At 43.0% G+C, this 17,866-nt stretch carries 20 protein-coding genes; 16 read left to right on the plus strand and 4 right to left on the minus strand.

Going from position 1 to position 17,866, the window contains the following annotated elements; translation table 11 throughout:
• Nucleotides 1-45 precede the first annotated feature (45 nt).
• On the minus strand, nt 46-279 hold the full coding sequence (locus tag FTV13_RS11410) for a sulfurtransferase TusA family protein (protein ID WP_180012087.1): 234 nt from the start codon (nt 277-279) through the stop codon (nt 46-48).
• A gap of 383 nt (nt 280-662) precedes the next feature.
• On the opposite strand from FTV13_RS11410, the gene FTV13_RS11415 reads away from it, so the two are divergent.
• Entirely contained in the window at nt 663-878 is a 216-nt protein-coding gene (locus tag FTV13_RS11415) for a cold-shock protein (RefSeq protein ID WP_004782461.1), read from the plus strand.
• Between the two features lie 96 nt (nt 879-974).
• Nucleotides 975-2,126 carry an ATP-dependent RNA helicase RhlB gene (gene rhlB, locus FTV13_RS11420; protein ID WP_004782458.1) on the plus strand — a complete coding sequence of 384 codons (1,152 nt, stop codon included), beginning with the start codon at nt 975-977 and terminating at the stop codon, nt 2,124-2,126.
• A 60-nt stretch (nt 2,127-2,186) separates the two neighbouring features.
• Here rhlB and FTV13_RS11425 read toward each other — a convergent pair whose 3' ends face one another.
• Entirely contained in the window at nt 2,187-2,564 is a 378-nt protein-coding gene (locus FTV13_RS11425) for a hypothetical protein (RefSeq protein WP_171505595.1), read from the minus strand.
• Between the two features lie 265 nt (nt 2,565-2,829).
• Here FTV13_RS11425 and FTV13_RS11430 point away from each other — a divergent pair, with 265 nt between their 5' ends.
• The 13 genes from FTV13_RS11430 to FTV13_RS11490 all read left to right on the plus strand — a co-directional run bounded on the left by FTV13_RS11430 (nt 2,830) and on the right by FTV13_RS11490 (nt 15,763).
• Nucleotides 2,830-3,408: a nitroreductase family protein gene (locus tag FTV13_RS11430; protein WP_180012089.1), complete on the plus strand. Its 579-nt coding sequence runs from the start codon at nt 2,830-2,832 to the stop codon at nt 3,406-3,408.
• 33 nt (nt 3,409-3,441) lie between these two features.
• Entirely contained in the window at nt 3,442-4,515 is a 1,074-nt protein-coding gene (locus FTV13_RS11435; protein WP_180012091.1) for an NAD(P)H-dependent glycerol-3-phosphate dehydrogenase, read from the plus strand.
• A 73-nt stretch (nt 4,516-4,588) separates the two neighbouring features.
• Complete coding sequence (gene sixA / locus FTV13_RS11440) at nt 4,589-5,044, plus strand: phosphohistidine phosphatase SixA (protein ID WP_180012093.1); 456 nt, start codon at nt 4,589-4,591, stop codon at nt 5,042-5,044.
• Nucleotides 5,045-5,073: 29 nt separating this feature from the next.
• Complete coding sequence (gspL, locus tag FTV13_RS11445) at nt 5,074-6,216, plus strand: type II secretion system protein GspL (RefSeq protein WP_166138419.1); 1,143 nt, start codon at nt 5,074-5,076, stop codon at nt 6,214-6,216.
• Nucleotides 6,216-6,695 carry a type II secretion system protein GspM gene (gspM, locus tag FTV13_RS11450; RefSeq protein WP_180012095.1) on the plus strand — a complete coding sequence of 160 codons (480 nt, stop codon included), beginning with the start codon at nt 6,216-6,218 and terminating at the stop codon, nt 6,693-6,695. The genes gspL and gspM overlap by 1 nt, the downstream gene beginning before the upstream one ends.
• Nucleotides 6,696-6,785: 90 nt before the next feature.
• Nucleotides 6,786-7,787 (plus strand): quinone-dependent dihydroorotate dehydrogenase, encoded by a 1,002-nt coding sequence (locus FTV13_RS11455; protein ID WP_005235085.1) that lies wholly within the window; start codon nt 6,786-6,788, stop codon nt 7,785-7,787.
• A gap of 5 nt (nt 7,788-7,792) precedes the next feature.
• A complete protein-coding gene (locus FTV13_RS11460) occupies nt 7,793-8,374 on the plus strand; it encodes a CvpA family protein (RefSeq protein ID WP_005235088.1) in 582 nt (193 codons plus the stop codon).
• Nucleotides 8,375-8,398: 24 nt separating this feature from the next.
• Nucleotides 8,399-9,934, plus strand: a complete 1,536-nt coding sequence (gene purF / locus FTV13_RS11465) for an amidophosphoribosyltransferase (protein ID WP_179992286.1) — start codon at nt 8,399-8,401, stop codon at nt 9,932-9,934.
• Nucleotides 9,935-10,025: 91 nt separating this feature from the next.
• Nucleotides 10,026-11,915, plus strand: coding sequence for a M48 family metalloprotease (locus tag FTV13_RS11470; RefSeq protein ID WP_171431267.1), 1,890 nt, complete (start codon nt 10,026-10,028; stop codon nt 11,913-11,915).
• Nucleotides 11,916-12,123: 208 nt separating this feature from the next.
• The gene (locus FTV13_RS11475) at nt 12,124-12,771 is read left to right on the plus strand and encodes a hypothetical protein (RefSeq protein ID WP_179992287.1); all 648 of its coding nucleotides are present in this window, start codon (nt 12,124-12,126) and stop codon (nt 12,769-12,771) included.
• A gap of 22 nt (nt 12,772-12,793) precedes the next feature.
• Entirely contained in the window at nt 12,794-13,774 is a 981-nt protein-coding gene (locus FTV13_RS11480) for a D-glycerate dehydrogenase (protein ID WP_004782439.1), read from the plus strand.
• A gap of 85 nt (nt 13,775-13,859) precedes the next feature.
• Nucleotides 13,860-15,302 carry a M48 family metalloprotease gene (locus FTV13_RS11485; protein WP_171521883.1) on the plus strand — a complete coding sequence of 481 codons (1,443 nt, stop codon included), beginning with the start codon at nt 13,860-13,862 and terminating at the stop codon, nt 15,300-15,302.
• Between the two features lie 101 nt (nt 15,303-15,403).
• Nucleotides 15,404-15,763: a hypothetical protein gene (locus FTV13_RS11490; protein ID WP_004782434.1), complete on the plus strand. Its 360-nt coding sequence runs from the start codon at nt 15,404-15,406 to the stop codon at nt 15,761-15,763.
• An 80-nt stretch (nt 15,764-15,843) separates the two neighbouring features.
• Here the strand turns inward: FTV13_RS11490 and FTV13_RS11495 are convergent, their stop codons facing one another.
• Both FTV13_RS11495 and rpsU read right to left on the minus strand, forming a co-directional pair.
• Nucleotides 15,844-16,290, minus strand: a complete 447-nt coding sequence (locus tag FTV13_RS11495) for a GatB/YqeY domain-containing protein (protein WP_004782432.1) — start codon at nt 16,288-16,290, stop codon at nt 15,844-15,846.
• A gap of 33 nt (nt 16,291-16,323) precedes the next feature.
• Nucleotides 16,324-16,539 carry a 30S ribosomal protein S21 gene (rpsU, locus tag FTV13_RS11500; protein WP_001136722.1) on the minus strand — a complete coding sequence of 72 codons (216 nt, stop codon included), beginning with the start codon at nt 16,537-16,539 and terminating at the stop codon, nt 16,324-16,326.
• A gap of 146 nt (nt 16,540-16,685) precedes the next feature.
• On the opposite strand from rpsU, the gene tsaD reads away from it, so the two are divergent.
• On the plus strand, nt 16,686-17,702 hold the full coding sequence (gene tsaD, locus FTV13_RS11505; RefSeq protein WP_004782431.1) for a tRNA (adenosine(37)-N6)-threonylcarbamoyltransferase complex transferase subunit TsaD: 1,017 nt from the start codon (nt 16,686-16,688) through the stop codon (nt 17,700-17,702).
• Nucleotides 17,703-17,866: the final 164 nt, after the last annotated feature.

Raw genomic sequence — 17,866 nt, forward strand, 5'->3', positions numbered from 1 at the left:
AACTTTTATACGAGTATGGAGAGCATCCAGTTTAATTGAAAATTTTTAAGATTCAATCAGGTAGTGATACTCGGTTGCAGAAATCTGTTGAGATTCGCATTTTAACTGATGCATTTGGCAATACCGTGTAACATCAGTTTGACTATATGGATCTGATGACTTTAACAAGAATGTTTTGCCCTGATCTGCTTTTAATGCACGCTTTAACATCAGGAGCGGCATCGGACAGGGTTTACCCATGGCATCAATAATATGCGCTTGACCGTGGTTATCACTCATTTCCGTTTTATTCATATCGCAAAAAAAGGCTATAAATATTAGCAAATAGGATGCCAAAACCCAACTATTTAGCTAAAAAGTTACATGAAATAATATATATAATTTTTCTGATATATATTGTGAAAAAAAATAACTAAATCAAAAGGAACAAAGCTAAAAAATATCTATTAATTGTCATAAACCCATGTTAAGCTCGTTGCGTATTTAGGATTTCAGATAAACAAATTGATTGTTTTTCGCCCTATACACAATGGATGTAACCGGGATTTTGTTAATAGTTTTACAGAATGATTACAAGCTTAAAAATAATATTTTCAAACTTGTTTGCTCTGCTGTTTGCAACACCGGGTGGTCCTTTTTTTAGTATCAATGAGGATTAACTTATGACAGCTGCTCGTGAACAAGGCGTAGTTAAATGGTTCAACGACACTAAAGGCTTCGGCTTTATTCAACGCAACGGCGGTGATGACGTATTCGTTCATTTCCGTGCTATTCAAGGCGAAGGCCACCGTTCACTTCGTGACGGCCAACGTGTTGAATTCAGTGTAGTTAAAGGCCAAAAAGGCTTCCAAGCTGAAGAAGTTCAACCATTAGACTAATCTTCGGATTAAGCTAATAAACGCCCCAATATAAATTGGGGCGTTTTTTGTTTATACTATTCCATCTTAGTGATTATCAAATTAGAGCAGTGCTTTATGTCATCTGGTTTTGAAACCTTAAATTTACATCCCCAACTGAAAAAGGCAATTGATGCTTTAGGCTTTACTTCCATGACGCCGATTCAGCAGAAGGTTTTAAAATTCACCTTGGCAGGACATGATGCTATTGGTCGTGCACAAACGGGTACGGGTAAAACTGCCGCATTCCTGATTAGCGTGATTAATGATTTGCTGAATAATCCGGTAAAAGAACAGCGTTATCGTGGTGAACCGCGTGCTTTGATTCTGGCACCGACTCGTGAGCTGGCATTACAGATTGAAAGCGACGCGCATGAGCTGACTAAATTTACGGATCTAAGTGTCGTAACACTTCTGGGTGGTGTAGATTTTGACAAGCAGAAAGCTCAATTGGATAAAGCGCCAGTCGATATCATGGTTGCTACTCCAGGGCGTCTGATTGATTTTGTCGAGCAAAAAGAAGTCTGGCTGGATCAGATTGAATTCCTGGTGATTGATGAAGCTGACCGTCTACTGGATATGGGTTTTATTCCATCAGTAAAACGTATTGTGCGTTTCTCGCCACGCAAAGAGCAGCGTCAGACGCTGATGTTCTCTGCAACTTTTAGCTATGATGTCTTGAATCTGGCACAGCAATGGTTATTTGAACCGGTCACTGTCGAAATTGAGCCAGAGAAAAAAACCAATGCCGACGTAGAACAGCGTGTGTATATGGTGGCGAAAGCAGACAAATATAAGTTGCTGCAAGACATTCTGCGTGATGAGCCGATTGAAAAGGTCATGATTTTCGCTAACCGTCGTGATCAGGTACGTAAGCTATATGATCATTTAAAACGTGATGGTTATAAGGTGGTAATGCTGTCAGGTGAAATTGCCCAAGACAAACGCTTAAAAATGTTAGACCAGTTCAAAAATGGTAAACATAACATCATGATTGCGACAGACGTTGCCGGTCGTGGTATTCATGTGGATGGCGTATCTCATGTGATTAACTTCACTTTACCTGAACAGTCCGATGATTACGTACACCGTATTGGTCGTACTGGTCGTGCGGGAACGCGTGGTGTAAGTATCAGTTTCCTGGCGGAAGATGATGCGTTCTATTTGCCAGAGATTGAAAAAGCGATTGGACAAAAATTACCGCTGACCCGTTTGGAAGGCTATTGCTAATCTAAACTGCAAAAAAACCGCTCTTTAAGAGCGGTTTTTTATTACTGCATATGTTGAAGCTTATTTGGCTTCACAGCGGAACGTTAAAACAGTCTGATAATCATCATTCTGGTTCAATCCGGTGTTGGTGCCGGCAATATTGCCTAATACAGTCGCAGCAGCCTGAATCATTTGTCCGGTCTGTTCATCGACTACACCTTTTAGTGCACCATTATAAGAAGTTTTTTCATCCAGAATAATCGCAGTTGCTTTAGAGCCACATGTTTTGCTGGCTGCATTCACTGCATTATTTTTAGAGGTTAACTGGTTTTTACCTAATCCTGTTACTTCAAACTGATTATTTTCCTTTTGAACCGCTACTGAAGTCGGGTTAGATGCACAGGCAGTTAAAAGTAGAGCTGAAGCTGCTAATCCGCTGATCGCAATTGTTTTTTTCATCATAAAATCTCGCTTGAAAACAGAACTGGGAATATTGAAACACAGTAAAAAGCACAGAATTAGGAGCTGTTGTATAAGTTTGGCAATTTTTGATGTTGCTCTATGAGAGAAAAGTGAATGAAAGAGACATTTTATTGATTCCACGGAAAATATTGTAATCTTCCTTAAATATTTTCAAGGTAGAGGTATTTGCAAGTTTCTAGAGTATTGTTAGTGTAATATGCTAATCTTGACCGTAGTTTTTAAGTTATAGATCTATAAAGCAATGACGGAATCTGTGGTCGACATCGTTCATCAAAATATTCACCAACGTCAATCAATAGGACATTTGCTGGCACCTGCGCCGAATGCAGAACAGTTAGAAATGGCATTTAAAGCTGCTTTGACAGCACCGGATCATCACCGGTTAAAACCTACCACTTTTGTGATCATCCCGGATGCGCAACGTGAAGCATTTGGTGAACTGTTATCGCGAGCACTGATAGATCTGGGTCAAACTGAATCAGCTCAGATTGAACGGGTCAAGAATCATCCTTTTCGTGCACCTTTGCTGGTACTGGCATTAACCCGTTTGCAGGATCATCCGAAAGTGCCACATTTTGAGCAGATTTTGAGTTCAGGTGCCGCTATTCAAAACTTCTTGCTGTCTTTGCAGGCTCAAGGTTTTTCAACTATGTGGCGTAGTGGCGCAGTAGTAGAATCAAAATTTTTCAAGCAGTCGCTCGGCATTGGTAAGGATGATCTGGTTTCTGGCATTATCTATATCGGTACGGCGGCAAAAGCGATTGCACCACGTGCTGAAATCCAGACCCAGAATTATGTAAGTTATTGGAATCAAAACTAAGGCATTTCAAGACACAGGATATTAGAAAACAAGATGTCAGAATTAAATTTTACCGATTTGATTGAACCGGTAGTGGTCAACCAGAATACGGCTTTAAGAATTACAGTTTTAGGCGGTGGTAGTTTTGGTACTGCAATGGCCAATACCGCGGTTCGAAATGGCTGCGATACCATGATCTGGATTCGTGATCCGGAAGTAGCTGAAGATATTAATGCAACACATATCAATAAACGCTATCTACCGGATTTTAAGCTGGAAGAAAATCTGCTTGCTGTGTCCGATCTGGAGAAGGCTGTTCGTGATCGCGATATTATTCTAGTCGCGATTCCAAGCCATTCTTTCCGTGATGTGTTGCGGCAGATCAAGCCCTTTATCACATCTCAAGCCGTGATTTCCCTGACAAAAGGGATTGAGGCCAATACCTTCAGCTTTATGAGTGACATCATTCGTGAAGAATTACCGGAAGTGCCTTATGGTGTGTTGTCTGGTCCAAACCTGGCCAAGGAAATTGTCGCAGGTCAGCCGGCAGGTACGGTGATTGCCAGTGAATCTGAACTGGTACGTTATGCAGTGCAACAGGCACTCCATAGTGCATTATTCCGTGTTTTTGCCAGTGATGATGTACATGGCGTAGAACTGGGCGGTGCGCTGAAAAATATTTATGCGGTCGCGATGGGGATGGCGGCTGCCTATAATGTTGGTGAGAATACCAAGAGTATGATTCTGACCCGTGCTCTAGCGGAAATGAGTCGGTTTGCAGTCAAGCTGGGTGCAAATCCGCTAACTTTCTTGGGGCTTTCAGGTGTAGGTGATCTTTTTGCCACCTGTAACAGTCCGCTGAGTCGTAACTATCAGGTTGGTTATGCATTAGGTAAGGGTAAAACCTTAGAGCAGGCGACGACTGAACTGGGTCAAACTGCGGAAGGGATTAACACGATTGTGCAGGTAAAAGCACGTTCAGAGGAGCTGGATGTGTATATGCCGATTACAACTGCTTTGTATGAAGTGATCTTTGAAGGAGCGCCGCCGCTGACGATCGCTTTATCCTTGATGAAAAATGGTCATCGCAGTGATGTCGAATTTGTCTTGCCACATCATCAAGTCTGATCTATAACACAGGAAGAGCGATGATTATGATGCTGACTGATGATCGTGGCGACCAAATAAATAGGGAAATAAGATGCAACTGACTTTAGTGCGACATGGCGAAGCCGCGCCACCAGTGAGTGGGAATGATAGCAAACGTCCCTTAACGGAGCGCGGGCATCAACAGGCGGAACAGACAGCGCAGTATTTAAAGGACATCATCGAACCGGAAGTATTTGTGGTCAGTCCTTTATTGCGTGCGCAAGAAACTCTGGCGCATTTACAGCACTATTTTAAAGATGTGCCCGTGGTGATCTGTAATACCATCAAGCCTGATGATGATGCTAAAGTTGCAGTTGAATGGTTATCGCAGTTGCCGTATGAGTCCATTGCGGTGGTTTGTCATATGAATGTTGTGGCGCATATTGCCTCCATTCTCGTGACTGAGTCTTTTCATCCATTTCATTTATCAGAAGCACGTATTTATGATCAGGCCGTGATTGCACCAGGCTTATCAACACAAGTTAAAAGCTTTATTCCAACAGTATAAAAACCAATTAAAACGGTAGAACACAATCGATGTTGTATTTATGGATGCCGGAAGCCAATGGGGTTTGGCAATGGTCAAAGGGGGAGTTCTGGAACACTGCTGCAACACTTGAGCAGCTGATTCAGGATATTCAGGCTTATCATGGTGAAGAGGCGACGGTCTTTTTTCCAAGTCGTCATGTGCAAATTTTGCAGCAGACTTTGCCAAAGAGCCAATATAAAAAAATGGGCAATGATGGCATTAAATATCTGTTAGAAGAATATGTAGTACTGCCTGTCGATACCATGAAAGTGCTGCATCATTTTCAGCAGCCTGACCAGATCAGTATTCTGGGGATTGCAAATTCTACAGTTGAAACTTTGCAGCATGCCCTGAATTTGATTCCTGTTAAACTCGCTGCATTATTGCCAGACTTTCTGGTTTTGCCAGTGCCTGAACATGCGCAGCAGCGCGTTATTGCACAAATTGGTGGGCATTTGCTGGTACGTGAAGCTGAATATATCGGCCAGTCAGTGGATGATCTGAGCCTTTATCTGGATTTTCAGTCTAAAGATCTGGAATATCAGGTTAGCAATCTCAGCCCTGAACAAATGAGCAGTTTAGAAGCGGTAGCAACACGTGAACAATTAAACTCGTTCCAATATACGTTGCCAATGCTAAAAAAACCGAAACAGCATCCATTTAATATCCTGCCAAAGGGTAAATCGGATCATACTGTTTCCGGTTACTGGAAAGCCTGTGCGGCGGTTTTTCTTGGGATTTTAGTACTACAGTTTACTTATGATGCGGTGCGCTGGTATCAATATAAAAAAGTCGCCAATACCACTGCGATGCAGGCGATTGACCAGTTTAAATATTGGTTCGGACAAAATTATCCGGTCACTGAGCAGAATATTAAAAGTCAGTTTGAAGCCCAGCTTCGTCAAAGTCAGACTGCGGATACTCAGGCTTTGCAGCTCATTAGCCGAGTCGGGCCGGTGTTGATGCAAAACCAGATTGTGGCACAGCGTGTCAATTATGATCCGTCTGGATTGAGTCTGCAGTTACAGTCCAATTCATCTGAAAGTTTAAATACTTTGACCAAGCAACTGGGGCAGCAGGGCTTTAAAGTAGAATTGGGGAATATACAGGCGAATGGAACAGGCGCCGTAGGACTGGTGAAAATACAATAATGAAAGCTATTGAAACCTTACAGAACCGCATGGATCTGCAAATTGAAAAACTGACCGATTATCTGGATCGTTTGTCAGCACGTGAACGCATTCTGGTGATCTTTACCACGATCTTTGTGTTGGTGACCGCTGTTACAAGTGCACTCTGGGCGATGCATCAGGCAGCAGATACCCAGCAGAAACGTTTAAATGATCTAAAAGATACGCTGGTCTGGATGCAAAGCAATGCGGTCACCATGAAGCCGGCAGGAGACTTGCAATTAGATGCAGCAGAAAAAGTGCAACGCATTGCCCAGCAACAAGGGCTGTCGGTTGCATCACAGCAAATGGATGGAAAAATTCAGTTGATGCTGTCTCACGAAAATTATTCTGTGCTGGCCAACTTCCTGACGCAGCTGGCGCAGATGGGGCTAAGTATCGAGAAAATGGAACTAAATAATGAAGCAGGGCAGATTAAATTAACAGCGACTGTGCAATAACTGGTAAAAATAAAGATTTGCAAAGCATGGTTTTTTTGTCAGCCTATGCCTATAATATGCCGACTTAAAAAGCAGTAGACTTTTCTAGATATGTTGTATTCTCTAGCCCGCCCTTTGTTGTTTTCTTTAGCACCAGAGCGTGCACATGAGCTGACACTATCACTATTAAAATCATCCCATAAAATGGGCATGATGCGTCAAAATGTTGCTGTGAAACCTGTGACCTGTATGGGAATCGAATTTCCTAATCCGGTCGGTCTTGCAGCAGGGTTAGATAAAAATGGTGCCTATATTGATGCCTTGGCCAGTCAAGGCTTTGGTTTTATTGAAATTGGTACCATTACTCCACGCCCGCAACCTGGTAATCCTCATCCACGTTTATTCCGTCTTCCGAAAGCCAAAGCGATTATTAACCGTATGGGTTTTAATAATGATGGTGTGGACAAACTGATTGAAAACGTTAAAGCTGCAAAATTTAAAGGTGTACTGGGAATCAATATCGGTAAAAACGCTGATACTCCGGTAGAAAAAGCAGTAGATGATTACCTTATTTGTTTAGAAAAAGTCTATAATTATGCTTCCTATATCACCGTTAATATTTCTTCTCCAAATACCAAGAACCTGCGCAGTTTACAAAGTGGCGATGCACTGACTGAATTGCTGGAAACGCTGAAGAATCGTCAGCTGGAACTGGCTCAGGAACATCAGCATTACGTTCCTCTGGTATTAAAAGTTGCACCGGATCTTGAAGCTGAAGATATTGCCTTTATTGCCAAGCAGTTATTGCAATACAAGATTGATGGTCTGATCGTGACCAATACCACATTGTCACGTGAAGGTGTGGAAGGTCTGGAGCATGCAGAAGAAGCGGGCGGTTTATCAGGCGCGCCAGTCTTTGAGAAAAGCACGGCATGTCTGGCTGCATTTGCAGAGGAATTAAAGGGACAAATTCCATTGATTGGTGTGGGTGGTATTCTTTCAGGTGCGGATGCGCTGGCCAAGAAAAAAGCTGGTGCAAGCCTTGTACAAGTCTATAGTGGCCTCATATATACTGGGCCGGAACTGGTTAAAGACTGTGTAGCCGCGCTTTAAGTCCTATGAATGCCATTGATATCTTTCTACTGATTATCTTGCTCATTGGAGGGCTCAACGGTTTGCGCCAAGGATTTATTAAAGCCTTTGCGAACTTAGTGGGATGGATTTTTGCCTTGATTATTGCGGCGAAATATTCAACACTACTTGCGCCCTCAATGGTTGCTCTCAGTACAGATCCAGTGGTACAGAAGATTGCAGCCTTTGCCTTTATCGTTCTGATGATTGTGGTACTCACCTGGATTGTCACCTTTCTGCTCAACCGCATTTTAAAAACCCTGAAACTTGGTCCGCTGAATCGTCTTGCGGGGGGTGTTTTCGGCAGCCTGAAAGGTTTGCTGATTGTCCTGATTACCATGCAGGGCATTGGTCCGTGGGTCGAAAGTTCGCCGCACTGGAAGCAGTCTAAATTTATACAGGTCTTATTGCCATATGCGCCTTGGGCAACAGAGCTCTCCAAAGAAGCCGCAAATGGCGCCCTGCAACATATCAAGTCTGAAGGGGCACAGAAACCTTCAGATTCCTCATCTGAACCGGCATCCAAGGCCAAGAGTTCAGATGCGTCAACGAATAATCCTTTTTATTAATCCTAGCTTGTCTGCGAGGTTGCTATGTGTGGAGTAGTTGGTATAGCTGGTAAATCACCTGTTAACCAAATGTTGTTTGATGCATTAACGATGTTACAACATCGTGGACAAGATGCAGCTGGGATTGTGACTTGTCAGGAAGGCCGCCTGTTCCTGCGTAAAGATGTCGGTATGGTCCGTGATGTATTCCATACCCGTCATATGCGTGCTTTACAGGGTAATTATGGTATTGGTCATGTGCGTTACCCAACGGCGGGTACTTCAAGCAGTGCCGAAGCGCAACCATTCTACGTAAACTCACCTTATGGGATTACGCTGGCGCATAACGGTAACCTGACCAATGCTGAAGAAATTCATGATGACCTGTTTAAAACTGATCTGCGTCACATGAATACTGATTCAGATTCAGAAGTGCTACTAAACGTACTGGCGCACGAATTACAAAAACGTGGCAAGCTGGTACCTACCTCTGAAGATATTTTTCAGGCTGTAACGCGTGTACATGAGCGTTGTAAAGGTGGATATGCCGTTGTTGCGATGATTACCGGTCAAGGTCTGGTAGGCTTCCGTGATCCAAACGGTATCCGTCCATTAATTTACGGTTCGCGCGAAACAGAAAGTGGTATGGAATATATCATTGCTTCTGAATCTGTAGCGATTACGGCACTAGGCTTTAAGGTTGAACGTGATATCGAACCAGGTGAAGCAGTTTTCATTGATTCTGACGGTAACTTCTTTACCCAGCAATGTGCAGCGAATCCAGAATATCGTCCATGTATTTTTGAATATGTGTACTTTGCTCGTCCAGATGCAACTATTGATGGGATCTCTGTGTATAAAGCCCGTTTGAAAATGGGTGAGAAACTGGCACAAAAAATCCTGCGCGAGTGGGGCGATGAGCATGACATCGATGTGGTGATTCCAATTCCGGATACTTCGCGTACTTCGGCATTAGAATTAGCCAATATGCTAGGCGTGAAATTCCGTGAAGGTTTCATGAAAAACCGTTATATCGGTCGTACCTTCATTATGCCAGGTCAGCAACTGCGTAAAAAATCAGTACGTCAAAAACTGAACCCGGTTGAGCTCGAGTTCCAGGGCAAAAACGTTCTACTGGTCGATGACTCGATTGTGCGTGGTACGACTTGTAATGAAATTATTCAGATGGCACGTGATGCGGGTGCGAAAAAAGTATTCTTCGCTTCTGCGGCACCTATGGTGAAATATCCAAACGTATACGGTATTGATATGCCGGCGAAATCTGAACTGATCGCTTCTGAACGCAGTGTAGAAGAAATCCGTGAAATCATTGGTGCTGACCGTCTGATTTTCCAAGATCTGGAAGACCTGAAAGATGCAGTACGTACCAAAAAAGTTCCTCATTTGCGTGAATTTGACTGTTCTGTATTTGATGGTGTGTATGTCGCAGGTGGAATCAATGCTGAATACCTCGATCAATTAGAGCAAAAACGCAGTGATGGCGCCAAAAAAGGCGACAATTTTATTGATGTGAATATTGATGCAGCATCAGTTGACCTGACCGGTGTACGCGAAGTCTAAGCAATTAAAATCATGATGAAAAAGCGGGAATTTCCCGCTTTTTTGTTTTATGATGAGCCCAAGGAAAGACCAGATCAGTTAGGGTGGTAGATTGAAAAGCGTAGGATATGCTTTGGTCAAAAACAAGAATATGCTATTGCTAGCCAGCTTTTGTCTGATTGCGATACTATTAACAGTTCTGATTATCAATACAGTGGTTGGCCTGTTTGTTTTCTATGCTGATCCTGGCCAGTCGATATGGTGGCATGTCCTTAGTCCTTATCTGGTAGCACTGGTTTTGTTCTTGATGATTATTTCGGTCATCTATGAATTTTATACGTTTCGTGCCGGCGGCTATTCTTTAGCCCAGCAAATGGGCGCGCGTCGACTGAACCAAATGGAAAGTATTCCGGAAGAAAGTGCTGCACTACGGATCAATACTCAACTGGCAGATACGTTCCTGATTGAACCGCCAGCTATGTATGTCCTGCCGAATGAAGTGGGGGTCAATGCATTAACAGCGGGTTTTAGTCCACGTGATACTGCTATTATTCTGACTTGGGGTGCATTACAAACTCTTGATGAAATTGAACTTTATGGCTTGCTCAGTCATGAATTTAACAAGATTCTATCTGGTGAAACAGCTGAAAATACCCGCCTGAAAATTCTATATAGCAGTCTGACCACTTTTAGCCAGTGGGGCAGCAAGATTGCGAAGTTGGGGTTTTATCGAAATGATGTACCTCGGGAAAACAAGTTTGAAACCTTCTATGTCTCAATCGGAGCAGTCATCTGGTTGATTGGCAGCTTGGGTATTTTGATTACACGTTTTATTAAATATATTTCATTGGGCGGACGTACCTATAAAAATGACCAGAAAACCCGACGCCTGATTCAGAATGATGCCAATATTCAGACTTTATTGCGCATTCATGTGCATCATTCAGGATCACAGATCTATAGTGAATATGCCGAATCCATTTCACATATGTGTTTTGCCAATTCTTTAAGTCCACAGAACTGGTTGAATATTCATCCGAATATTAATCAGCGTATTTATGAATTAAATCCTGCCTTGATTCAGGATCTGCAGCTTGAAAATCTGAAGAAATTAAAAAACCAGCCTTTGTTTAGTCTGTTCCGCTCATTGGAAGATGTCGTACCTGAAAGCACAGCAGTCTGGGAATCCCCACAGCCTTTGCCTTTGTTACGCTTGTCTCCAATTAGCTTCGCCATTAAAGATGCCATCAAGCCATTGAATCCTGAACTACGTGCCAATATGCCGCGTCCGGAACTGATTGAGCGTGCTTTGCAAACTTCGACCGGTTCACGTGAGGTGATGGTCGCGATTCTGATGATCCGGCAATATCGTGAGTTTATTCCAACCGAGGCAGAGGTCAGTCGTGCGATTATTGATTCATTATTAAATCTGGATGGACGGGTACATATCTCGATTTTCCAGCAGGCCTGTAAAAATATTGGTGGAATGCCTACCACGGTGGCACGGCAGTTTTTAATGAAGCTGGCAAGGATTATTCAGGAAGATGGTGAAATCGGTTTGCTGGATGCCTTATTGCTAGAACGGGTGAAGTATGAACTGAATTTGCTGCCGATGCATACACCGACGTCTTTAGATGAAGTCAAACCACAGATTGTACGTCTGATTGATGCCTTGCTGCATGTGCAGCAGATTAACAGCGATAATCAGCTAGAGGTTCGGGAAAAGATTTTAAATCGTATTCTTAGCCCAAGAGAACTTGATCTGTATAGTGAAATCTCAGATGAGCCGATTGATTTGGCTGAGATTTTAAATGATATTGCAGGATTGTTATTACGTGATCGTTTGAGCATGTTGGGTATTGCAGAAGTTTGCCTGTGGAGCGACCGGATCATGACCCAGGATGAGCTGGATGTAATGGAACTTCTGTACTGGCGCTTGGGTTTTGAATCCAATGAAATTACCCAGCAAATGCTTAAGAAAAACAGCTTGATGATTATCTAGTATTTTTAAATTAATAAGATGTATTTAACTCCAGTTTTTCAAGAACTGATCTATAAGCCAACTTGCAGTAGAAAAAAGTAATCTTATAAATTGATTTCTATTCTGAGTTAAAATGACTCAAGAAAGAGAGTGAAAAGCTGGAAATAGTTCGGCAAAGAAAAGCGAATCCCGTTAAAATGTTCAACCTGAAATAGGTGATGAAGAAAAGATGATTGGGCATCAGCGTGACATACTGGCAACATTAGGAATCGATATCTGGATTCCCAAGGGCGACGTATGTCAGCAGCATCAGGTTTCGATCTGGCGTGATCAGGCCCCAGCAGAATTACATAGCGAAATCATCCTGCCACAACCGACTCAGATTGCTCCGGTAGAAAAAGCTCCTTTAATTGCGCCTGAGCCTGTTACAGTTGAAGCAAAAGCTGAAGTTAAAAGTGAAGTACCAGTAATTGTTGCATCAATTCAGGAACAGCGGGAAATTCTGCATATTCCGCCATTCAACTTGCAGGCTTTAAGCTTGGAACATTGCACGATTGTCATCGATGCCACAGAAATGACCGAGCAAACCCAGCATTTATGGAGCAATATCCAGTGTGCTCTGCAAAGTGAATTTTATGAATTAAACTGGCCATTTCCATGGATGAATCTACAAGATGGCCGAGGTGTTGAATCTTATATTCAGGGTTTTCTGGACATGATGAGCCTGGAAAAAAATATCATTTCCCTTGGCTCTATTCCGCATGTGACACATAATAAAATGATTCAACTGGCATCTTTACAGGAAATGCTGGATCAGCCCATACTTAAAAAACGCTTATGGCAATTTATGCAAAACAGGCCAGCGAACTCAGAATAATATTGATGTGGAATAGGGACATATGAAGCAAAAAGTGATTGTATTTAGCCAGATCGATCAGGATGTCCAAAAAAAACTCGAACAAAATTTTAATGTAGTAACTTTACAGCCGAAACTGGGCAATGTGCATGAGCAGTTGCTGGAACATGTGCGGGATGCCGATGGCATGATCGGGGCAGGAAGGTTGCTCAATCGCGATAATCTGGCACCAGCAACCCGACTTAAAATCATTTCTAGTGTCAGTGTAGGGTATGACAACTATGAAGTTGATTATCTGAATGAAAAAAATATCTATCTGACCAATACCCCCCATGTCCTGACTGAAACCACGGCAGATCTGGGATTTACGCTGTTAATGGCAGCTGCACGCAAAGTGGCTTATCTGGATCACTGGACCAAACAGGGACAATGGCACCGCACGACACGTGAAGCACAGTTTGGTATGGATATTTTCGGAAAAACGCTGGGGATAATCGGGCTAGGGCATATTGGGGCAGCAGTTGCACGCCGTGGATTTTACGGTTTCAATATGAATATCTTGTACCATAATCGCCATGAAAAACCGGAATTGGCTCAAGGGCTCAGTGCACAGTATTGTTCTCTGAATGAGCTTTTGCAGCGCTCAGATTTCGTGGTGGTTACCGTGGATTTAAATGCTGAGTCAAAAGCACTGATTGGAGCAGAACAACTGGCACAGATGCAGCCACATGCGGTGCTGGTAAATATCTCCCGTGGGCCTGTGATTGATGAGCAGGCTTTGATCGAAGCTTTAAAAGCCAACCAAATCTTTGCTGCGGGTCTGGATGTTTATGAGAAAGAGCCTTTAAAAGAATCAGAATTATTTGAACTGGATAATGTCATTACCTTGCCCCATGTCGGTTCGGCCACAGTGGCGACACGTCGAAAAATGGCTGAGCTGGCTTATCAGAATCTGGTTGATGTACTTGAAGGGCGGGTGCCACGCTATGTGGTGAATCCGCAAGTGATTGGTTCATCTAAGTAATATTAAATAACATTTTCCTGCATCAATGCTCATTTTTCGATGCTATATTCGAGACAGGTTGAAACTGAATTTTAGAGATTTTTCATTGAAACGTTTGGTATTGGCGTGCGGGTTAGGTCTGTGTGCAACGGCAGGACATAGTGATAATAATTATTTTAATCAGCCTGCTGCACAATTTTCTGTACCGGATATTGGTGCGGGCGTCGGATTGATCGATCAGCAAAAAGAACAAATGATCGGCGAAAAGGTCTATCGTCAAGTCCAGAAACAAATGCCTGTGATTCAGAATCCATGGCTTGAAGATCAGTTGCTTTCCGTATTTTCCCACATTCTCAGTCAGACCAAATTACAGCAACCGATTGGTTTAATGCTAATCAATGATCCGCAAATTAATGCTTTTGCAGTACCCGGTGGGTTATTTGCCCTAAATGCGGGTTTGATTAATTCTGCTCGAAATACGGATGAAGTGGCAGGGGTGATGGCACATGAAATTGCACATGTTACACAACGTCATTACAGTCGTTCGCAAGAAACCTTTAAAGGACAAGGACTGTTGGCCCTAGCAGGGATTCTGGTGGGTGCATTAGTCGCTTCACAGGCAGATGGTGATGCCGGTGCAGCAGTGATGATGGGTTCTCAGGCAGCACTACTTGATCAGCAATTAACTTATAGCCGTAATCAGGAACGTGAGGCGGACCGGATCGGAATGCAATATATGTATGCTGCCGGATACAGTCCGCACAGTATGGCGGATTTCTTTGAAGTGATGCATCGGTCCACTAGCCGTTTAAGCTTTATGCCAGATTTCTGGCTGACGCATCCTTTAACTACTGAGCGTATGAGTGAAGCGCGTTTGCGTGCCAATCAGTTGCCTGCGGTTAAGCGTAATTTAAATGATCAGGATTTTGAAATCATTAAATGGTATACACGGGTACTGTCACGTCAGACCACTGAACAACAGCTCAACTTGATGGTGCAACGCAATGATTTTCCTGGCCAGCTGGCTTTAACGGCTTATCAGCTTCAGCAGGGAGACTTTCAGGCGGCACAAGTCGCACTGGATCAAGCCAAAAAGCACAATAACATGCATCCTTTGCAGGTGTTATTTCAAACTGATATTTATCTGGGACAAAATCAGCTGGATAATGCGCTAAAAAGCATTAGTTCAGCCGCACGGATCATGCCGGAGAACCGTGCTTTAAATTATAAATATGCTGAAACCCTGATTCGTGCTAAACAGCCTGATCAGGCCAGAACGATTGTGCAGCGCTTTTTAAATAGCAATACCCGTGATGTTAGTGGCTGGAGATTAATGCAACTGGCAGCGAATGCAGCACCTGATTCATCGATAAAAGCCGCGAATGTCTTGCGTTATCGGGCTGAAGTGGAGTACTGGTCAGGCTATGAAGAAACTGCGATTAAGTCCTTAATACATGCTCAACGCATCAGCAAAGGCAATCAGTCTTTATCGGCAACGATTGGCCAGCGTTTAAAACAGATGCAGCAAACGCGACAGTTTAAAATTTAAGTCTATTTTTCTAATGATTTTTAGCTTCAGTAGATATAGCCGAAGTTCACTAAATCACGCTACAATCCGGGCAAAGCTAAGTTGTCTATTTTAATTATTTTATGAAAAAAATATTATTGGGTTTATTGATATTGGGGTACGGCGGTAATGTATTGGCGGCTAGTGCAGCAGAATACGTACAGTCCGTTGAGCAGATTAATGCTGATTATCAAAAAGAATCACGCCAGTTTTTAAAAGGTTTAAATCCACAGCAGCAGGGTTTTAGCGCATCGCAGAATCAGCAGTTTTGCGCGATTGTGCAGCGCTATGTGGATCGTTTATATAAAGCGGCAGACCAGAACCGGGCTTATCTGGATCGTCAGTATCAAAATGTAGGCAAGCAGGATGTCATACTGCAGGTAAAATCTTCAAAAGAGATGCAGTTGCTGAAACGTTATAATGTGGATTGTAATTTACAGTAAGAATAAATAAGAAAATGCTGAGAACTGTCCGGAATGGAGGCAGTTCAACGCAGATTTAGATTTGAAATAGAATGGGGGAATTAAGCAAGTTTTGCTTTAATTTTTGCTGAAACTTGTGCAGGATCGGCGCGCCCGGCTATGAGCGGACGCAGAGAATTCATCACCTTACCCATATCTTTCATGCTAGTAGCTTGTTGCGCTTCAATTATTTGCGCAATCAGGGAATCAAGTTCTTCCTCAGTCATAGCTTCTGGTAGAAATTGAGAGAGAACCTCAACTTCGGCTTGTTCCTTACTAGCTAAATCATCTCGACCAGCGCCTTCAAAGGCTTTGATCGATTCTTTACGTTGTTTAATTTGCTTTTCAATGACCGCAAGAACTTGAGCATCGTCAAGTTCTTTACGCTCATCGACTTCGATTTGCTTAATTGCTGCTTGCAGACTACGAATGACCGTCAACTTTGACATATCTTTGGCACGCATGGTGGCTTTCAATACGTCAGTAATCTGGTTTTTTAAAGTAGTCATTATTTATTCCAAGCAGTCAATCACAAATTAATCTTAGTAAAGGCGAGTAGTACGTACTGATTCACGCGCCAATTTCTTTTGGTAGCGTTTAACAGCAGCAGCTTTTTTACGTTTACGTTCTTGAGTTGGTTTTTCGTAGAATTCACGTTTACGAACGTCAGCAAGAACACCCGCTTTTTCGCATGAGCGTTTGAAACGACGGATAGCTACGTCTACTGGTTCGCCTTCTTTCAATTTAACTTGTGGCATGAAGAATCCTCATTAAGTTATGGATAAGATCAGGGCCGAATTGCCCTCGATCACAAGTGAAGGTCAGTATTTTACTCATTTACATCTCATATCACAAGTCTATAATAGTTGCTGCAATAGATTTGATACAGGTTATAGGCAGTTTAATGATCGTTTTAGGCTTGGAAACGTCGTGTGATGAAACAGGACTTGCGCTGTATGACAGCGAGTTGGGTTTGCGCGGACAGGTGCTGTACAGCCAGATTAAACTGCATGCTGAATATGGCGGCGTCGTACCAGAACTGGCTTCGCGCGACCATGTGCGTAAACTCATTCCCTTACTGAATGAACTGCTTGAACAAAGTGGCATCAAAAAATCAGAAATTGATGCGGTGGCCTATACCCGTGGTCCGGGCCTGATGGGCGCGTTAATGACTGGCGCACTGTTTGGTCGGACTTTGGCCTTTGCCTTAAATAAACCGGCAATTGGTGTGCACCATATGGAAGGTCATATGCTGGCACCATTACTTTCTAAAACGCCACCAGAATTTCCATTTGTGGCATTACTGGTGTCTGGTGGTCACTCACAGCTCATGGCCGCTTATGGCATTGGACAATATGAATTACTCGGTGAATCGATTGATGATGCGGCGGGTGAAGCATTTGATAAAGTTGCGAAAATGATGGGTCTGCCATATCCGGGCGGCCCGAATATTTCCAGACTAGCTGAGCAGGGCGATCCGAACGCCTTTGCTTTCCCACGTCCAATGCTGCATCAAGGTTTGGAGTTTTCATTCAGTGGTTTAAAAACTGCAGTTTCTGTTCAAATGAAGAAACTCGGTGAAGAAAGACGTGATGCAGATATCGCTGCGAGCTTCCAGGAAGCCATTGTCGATACACTTGTTAAAAAATCAGTGAAGGCATTGAAACAGACTGGCTTAAAACGTCTGGTGATTGCTGGTGGTGTAAGTGCCAACAAGCGTTTACGTGAACGCCTGGAAGCAGACTTGGCGAAAATCAAAGCCACCGTGTACTATGCAGAACCTGCGCTGTGTACCGATAATGGTGCGATGATTGCCTTTGCGGGTTATCAACGTCTAAAAGCCGGACAGCAAGATGGTTTGGCTGTGACCACAACTCCACGTTGGCCAATGACAGAATTGACGAATCCGGCAGAAGCTTGATTTAAAGATTCAGGATGAAGAAAAGGGGCCTTAAGCCCATTGCTGTCCCACAATTTTTCACAAGAGGAAGCTCAAATGAGCTTCCTCTTGTTTTATGGGTATTTTATCGGGTGAAAATAAAGCTTTTAAAGTTCTTCTTTCAAACAAATTCACTTGAATTATTC

The organism is Acinetobacter sp. YH12235, from assembly GCF_013417705.1.
Classification (GTDB): domain Bacteria; phylum Pseudomonadota; class Gammaproteobacteria; order Pseudomonadales; family Moraxellaceae; genus Acinetobacter.

Bases quoted from the DNA above. Each gene is read 5' to 3' on its own strand.
- FTV13_RS11410 (WP_180012087.1), bottom strand. From the start codon at position 279: ATGAGTGATAACCACGGTCAAGCGCATATTATTGATGCCATGGGTAAA.
- FTV13_RS11415 (WP_004782461.1), top strand. From the start codon at position 663: ATGACAGCTGCTCGTGAACAAGGCGTAGTTAAATGGTTCAACGACACT.
- rhlB (WP_004782458.1), top strand. From the start codon at position 975: ATGTCATCTGGTTTTGAAACCTTAAATTTACATCCCCAACTGAAAAAG.
- FTV13_RS11425 (WP_171505595.1), bottom strand. From the start codon at position 2,564: ATGAAAAAAACAATTGCGATCAGCGGATTAGCAGCTTCAGCTCTACTT.
- FTV13_RS11430 (WP_180012089.1), top strand. From the start codon at position 2,830: ATGACGGAATCTGTGGTCGACATCGTTCATCAAAATATTCACCAACGT.
- FTV13_RS11435 (WP_180012091.1), top strand. From the start codon at position 3,442: ATGTCAGAATTAAATTTTACCGATTTGATTGAACCGGTAGTGGTCAAC.
- sixA (WP_180012093.1), top strand. From the start codon at position 4,589: ATGCAACTGACTTTAGTGCGACATGGCGAAGCCGCGCCACCAGTGAGT.
- gspL (WP_166138419.1), top strand. From the start codon at position 5,074: ATGTTGTATTTATGGATGCCGGAAGCCAATGGGGTTTGGCAATGGTCA.
- gspM (WP_180012095.1), top strand. From the start codon at position 6,216: ATGAAAGCTATTGAAACCTTACAGAACCGCATGGATCTGCAAATTGAA.
- FTV13_RS11455 (WP_005235085.1), top strand. From the start codon at position 6,786: ATGTTGTATTCTCTAGCCCGCCCTTTGTTGTTTTCTTTAGCACCAGAG.
- FTV13_RS11460 (WP_005235088.1), top strand. From the start codon at position 7,793: ATGAATGCCATTGATATCTTTCTACTGATTATCTTGCTCATTGGAGGG.
- purF (WP_179992286.1), top strand. From the start codon at position 8,399: ATGTGTGGAGTAGTTGGTATAGCTGGTAAATCACCTGTTAACCAAATG.
- FTV13_RS11475 (WP_179992287.1), top strand. From the start codon at position 12,124: ATGATTGGGCATCAGCGTGACATACTGGCAACATTAGGAATCGATATC.
- FTV13_RS11480 (WP_004782439.1), top strand. From the start codon at position 12,794: ATGAAGCAAAAAGTGATTGTATTTAGCCAGATCGATCAGGATGTCCAA.
- FTV13_RS11490 (WP_004782434.1), top strand. From the start codon at position 15,404: ATGAAAAAAATATTATTGGGTTTATTGATATTGGGGTACGGCGGTAAT.
- FTV13_RS11495 (WP_004782432.1), bottom strand. From the start codon at position 16,290: ATGACTACTTTAAAAAACCAGATTACTGACGTATTGAAAGCCACCATG.
- rpsU (WP_001136722.1), bottom strand. From the start codon at position 16,539: ATGCCACAAGTTAAATTGAAAGAAGGCGAACCAGTAGACGTAGCTATC.
- tsaD (WP_004782431.1), top strand. From the start codon at position 16,686: ATGATCGTTTTAGGCTTGGAAACGTCGTGTGATGAAACAGGACTTGCG.